This window comes from Microcystis sp. M53603_WE2 (assembly GCF_030065435.1).
This window is the reverse complement of sequence record NZ_JASJFF010000139.1, coordinates 1-3,882: the sequence shown is the minus strand read 5'-3', so window position 1 is coordinate 3,882 and position 3,882 is coordinate 1. Positions and strand designations below refer to the sequence as shown.

Annotated in this window: 6 protein-coding genes; 4 read left to right on the top strand and 2 right to left on the bottom strand. The window is 41.7% G+C overall.

Annotated elements, in window-relative coordinates:
* Window positions 1–136, bottom strand: a 136-nt coding sequence (locus PX481_RS03260) for a helix-turn-helix domain-containing protein (protein ID WP_287713080.1), incomplete at its 3' end; no start/stop codon positions are given.
* Between the two features lie 273 nt (window positions 137–409).
* Window positions 410–1,303 carry a DMT family transporter gene (locus tag PX481_RS03255; RefSeq protein WP_288093650.1) on the bottom strand — a complete coding sequence of 298 codons (894 nt, stop codon included), beginning with the start codon at window positions 1,301–1,303 and terminating at the stop codon, window positions 410–412.
* A gap of 191 nt (window positions 1,304–1,494) precedes the next feature.
* Here PX481_RS03255 and PX481_RS03250 point away from each other — a divergent pair, with 191 nt between their 5' ends.
* Genes PX481_RS03250 through nrtS form a run of 4 tightly spaced genes read left to right on the top strand, consistent with a single transcriptional unit; the run spans window position 1,495 to window position 3,793 of the window.
* Window positions 1,495–1,851 carry a DUF1823 family protein gene (locus tag PX481_RS03250; protein ID WP_002757463.1) on the top strand — a complete coding sequence of 119 codons (357 nt, stop codon included), beginning with the start codon at window positions 1,495–1,497 and terminating at the stop codon, window positions 1,849–1,851.
* Between the two features lie 31 nt (window positions 1,852–1,882).
* Window positions 1,883–3,013, top strand: a complete 1,131-nt coding sequence (locus tag PX481_RS03245) for a CO2 hydration protein (protein WP_288093648.1) — start codon at window positions 1,883–1,885, stop codon at window positions 3,011–3,013.
* Between the two features lie 54 nt (window positions 3,014–3,067).
* Entirely contained in the window at window positions 3,068–3,631 is a 564-nt protein-coding gene (locus PX481_RS03240; protein WP_002757465.1) for a GUN4 domain-containing protein, read from the top strand.
* Between the two features lie 3 nt (window positions 3,632–3,634).
* Window positions 3,635–3,793: a nitrate/nitrite transporter NrtS gene (nrtS, locus tag PX481_RS03235; protein WP_288059171.1), complete on the top strand. Its 159-nt coding sequence runs from the start codon at window positions 3,635–3,637 to the stop codon at window positions 3,791–3,793.
* The last annotated feature ends 89 nt before the right edge of the window (window positions 3,794–3,882 follow it).

The following is a 3,882-nucleotide window of genomic DNA, read 5'->3' as shown; positions in this document are numbered from 1 at the left end:
CTTGCTTTTCGTACCAAGCTTGTGTTCGTTCGTGGAGAGCTTTATTGTAAACCAATCTTACACATCCCAAAGTGCGCCGCAATAGCGACTCTTGTTCTGGTGTCGGGTAAAATCGGTAAGAATAGGCTTTTTCCATGTCTCATATTTTAGCATATATTTCGTAAACGATGCTCATATTTAACAGCAAAGCCAACCTAAAACGGCGGGGTTTCAGACCCAAAATTTTCGATGATCGGATATTTCTAACTCTAGTCAGGGAATTAATTCCCCGAAAACCCTATTGCTCAAGTGAGTCAGATTGTCTAAACTCTCATGCAGTTAGCATTGTACACTAATCTAGCTTTTGTCTGTGATTACCATCCGCGATCAAGATCACACTTAACCGGTAATATTAGATACACTAACAAGCTTATCCGCCTAAAATAGCAATGCCTACGCCGATTAACAGAATTAATCCGCCATAAATGACTTCTTGGGCTGGTATTTCACCAAAAATGAACACTCCTAACAGACTAGCGGCGATTGGCTCTAATAAAATTACCATGGTTACTATTGTCGGTGCTACCCATCGCAAAGCCCAGTTAAAGCTAGTATGACCGATTAATTGCGGAAAAATCGCCATCATTAACACATAAACATACACGGACAAAGGATAGCTTTTGTTACCTTGACCGAATAAGAAAATAGAAGGTAATAAAGCTAATCCTGCGGTAGTGTAGGCTACAGTTATATAATTCTTAATATTTAAGCCCTTTCTTTGTGCTTCCCGTCCGAGGAGAATATAACCACTGACGAGAATTGCCCCAATTAAAGCCAAGCTATTGCCCAATAAAGGGTTAGGATAAGAACTACTGACATCTCGATCGGCTAAAACAATCAATAATCCCCCCGTTAGAGCCACAAAAATGCCGATAAAGGTTAATTTAGTCGGTTTTTCTCGAAACCACCACCAACCCAACAGGGAAACCCAGAGGGGATTAGTGGTGACTAAAGTGGTAGAAGCGGCGATCGAGGTGTAGGATAGAGAAGTAATCCAAGTAGCAAAATGGAGAGCTAAACAAAATCCTGCCCCCACTGCGTAATAATAGGCTTGAATAGGGACTTTTTGGCGTGATAAGGTCAACCAGTTCGGAATTAGGACAACAGAAGCCAATATCAGACGCGAAGTCGCTAAAAATAAACTAAATGCGATCGTAGCATTACCTACCGCTTCGATCGCTAACCGGATAAAAATTGCCGATGCAGAAACCGACACCACACCGATAGTTAAGATAAAAATAATTTTGGCGTTAGAAGGAGGCAAAATAGGCTACGCTTACGCGATGATCAATGATGTTATTCACCAGTTATTTTAACCGTAGGCAGTAGCCGGTCGTCAGTAGCCGGTCGTCAGGAGATAGGAGATTATTTTATTTATTCTCCCCACACCCCACACCCCACACCCCACACCCTACACCCCACTTCCCCACACCCCATCTGCTATTCACTTAATCTATGGAACTACCAGAATTAAATATAGAGACAATTTGGGCGATTATTAACGATGAAATTGACGACGAAACCGTTAATAAATTGGTCTGGCAAAGTTTAGGCTATCGCTACGATGAAAGTCAGGGAAAATGGGATAATAGTCAAGTAGAGGAAGATTGGCGCTGTGAATATCCTCAACCCCCGGATTTTATTGCCAATCGTCCCCCAACAGTAAAATTAACTCGATCGATCTTGCCAGAAAATAAACAATTATTAAAAGATAAATTGGGGTTTACCGGTTATAAAATTGGCGAATTCAATCCCCGCATGACTCGCCGTGCCACCGCCGCTAATTGGTTGTGCTTTTATGCGTTAAAATAGATCAGGAAAGTTATTTTATCAAGCTTCTAGCATGGTCACTATCCCTGTCAAGTCCTCCTCTCATCCCCTAGCATCCTATATTGATCGTCTCACGGCTGGGGAAGCATTGTTAAAAGATACTCCCCAGAATTTGATCGAGGTAGTGGGTATCCTGAAAAGTTACGGAGTGGTGTTAGATGCTTATTCCAAAAATTTAATTTATATTGCGGAAAATCAGTTTTTGGTTTTTTTCCCCTTCTTTAAATATTTTAATGGTCAAGTATCTTGGCAGAAATTACTACAACACTGGTGGCATAATCGCATTAATTTTGAGTATGCTGAATACTGTATGAAAGCCATGTTTTGGCATGGTGGGGGTGGTTTAGATACTTATGTAGATAGTGCCGCTTTTCGGGAAGTGACAGCCAAGGTTATTCAAGCCAAATTTAGGAATAATCCTCTAGTTTTAATTTTAAATAAAGTCTTTCCTGAATTTTTGCCAGAACAAATGCGGATGATGGCCTACTATAGCGGTTTAGGTCAATTTTGGCGAATTATGGCCGATACTTTTTTAAGTTTATCCGATCTCTACGATGCCAGAAAAATTACCAGTATTCCCGCAGTGGTGGCACACATTAAGAAAAATTTAGTCGATAATGCTAGTCAAGCAATTGTCTATAAAGTAAAAATCAAAGGACAAACCTATGATCTGATCCCCAAATCGGCAGGATTAACCTTTCTTGCAGATACGGCAATCCCCTACGTTGAGGCGGTTTTCTTTCGCGGAACACCTTTCCCCGGTACAATTTCCTATAATGCCCAAGCCTATCAAATTCCCTACGATCAAGGAATGTTTGCCTATGGTGCTTTGTATGCAGATCCTTTACCCATCGGAGGTGCAGGGATTCCTCCCACACTATTAATGCAGGATATGCGTCACTTTTTACCAGATTATCTGCACGACATTTATAAAAAGAGTTTTCGTCAAGAGGAAGATTTATTAGTCCAGATCTGCGAAACTTTTCAAAAGTCGATGTTTTGTGTGACAACGGCAGCCATTCAAGGATTAGCACCTTATCCTTTAACTACCACAGATTTAAAAGAACAAAAAGCCAATCGCATCTATCTAGAAGCATGGATGAATCGCTTTGTTAAGTCGCGATTAGCAGCGGTAAATCAATAATTATTCTGCCGATAAATCGGTAATTTTTGCAGTAAACAAACCCCCTTTACATTTATGTCAGATATTAACGCCCAACTTCAGGATATTTTAGCTCAATTGCAATCTTTAACCGAACGGGTTGCCCTCATCGAAGCGCGGCAGATGTTAGTACCAGACATCGAGCGCTATGGTAAATTACAGCAATTCCTAGCTGAGGGGAACTTTAGGGAGGCAGACGCAGAAACTCTCCGAGTTATCCTCGAAACTGCCGGCAGAACCCGCGATACTTTAACCCCAGAGGATATGATGCGGTTTCCCGTTAATGTGATTCGGGTACTTGATCGCCTTTGGAAAAATTATAGCGGCGATCATTTCGGTTTTAGCAATCAGGTGAAGTTATATTTTGCCGCCGGCGGTAGTATTAACACCCTGCGTACCCAAGACGCGGAAACGATTAGAAAATTTGGGGAATTGGTAGGATGGCGCGACAAAGATGAGTGGCGTATCGATGATTATGATCACTGGGATTTTAGTCTCGCAGCTCCGGAAGGCTGTTTTCCCGCTCTCTGGTGGAAGTCTCCCTACGGGTTAAAAATGGTGACTTTTTGTTTTACTCGCCTGATAGAGTGCGATTTATAGGCGATGAAAGGGAGTATCGGCTATTTTCGACCTTTATTATCCCCCCAATTTGCCCCCACCGGGATAAGAGTGGCTGTAGTAGTGGGGACAATTTTATTGACAATTAACCACGGTTATGCTACGATGCACAGCCTTATAACTGACTTATCTAGGGTCTGCTGAATAAATCTAAAAACCTTGCTGGATAAGACTTTTAGCCTTTTTTGAAATCCAAAAGTACCAGATATGGGAGTGATCAGGGGGAAATTCAG

Bases quoted from the DNA above. Each gene is read 5' to 3' on its own strand.
- PX481_RS03250 (WP_002757463.1), top strand. From the start codon at position 1,495: ATGGAACTACCAGAATTAAATATAGAGACAATTTGGGCGATTATTAAC.
- PX481_RS03245 (WP_288093648.1), top strand. From the start codon at position 1,883: ATGGTCACTATCCCTGTCAAGTCCTCCTCTCATCCCCTAGCATCCTAT.
- PX481_RS03240 (WP_002757465.1), top strand. From the start codon at position 3,068: ATGTCAGATATTAACGCCCAACTTCAGGATATTTTAGCTCAATTGCAA.
- nrtS (WP_288059171.1), top strand. From the start codon at position 3,635: ATGAAAGGGAGTATCGGCTATTTTCGACCTTTATTATCCCCCCAATTT.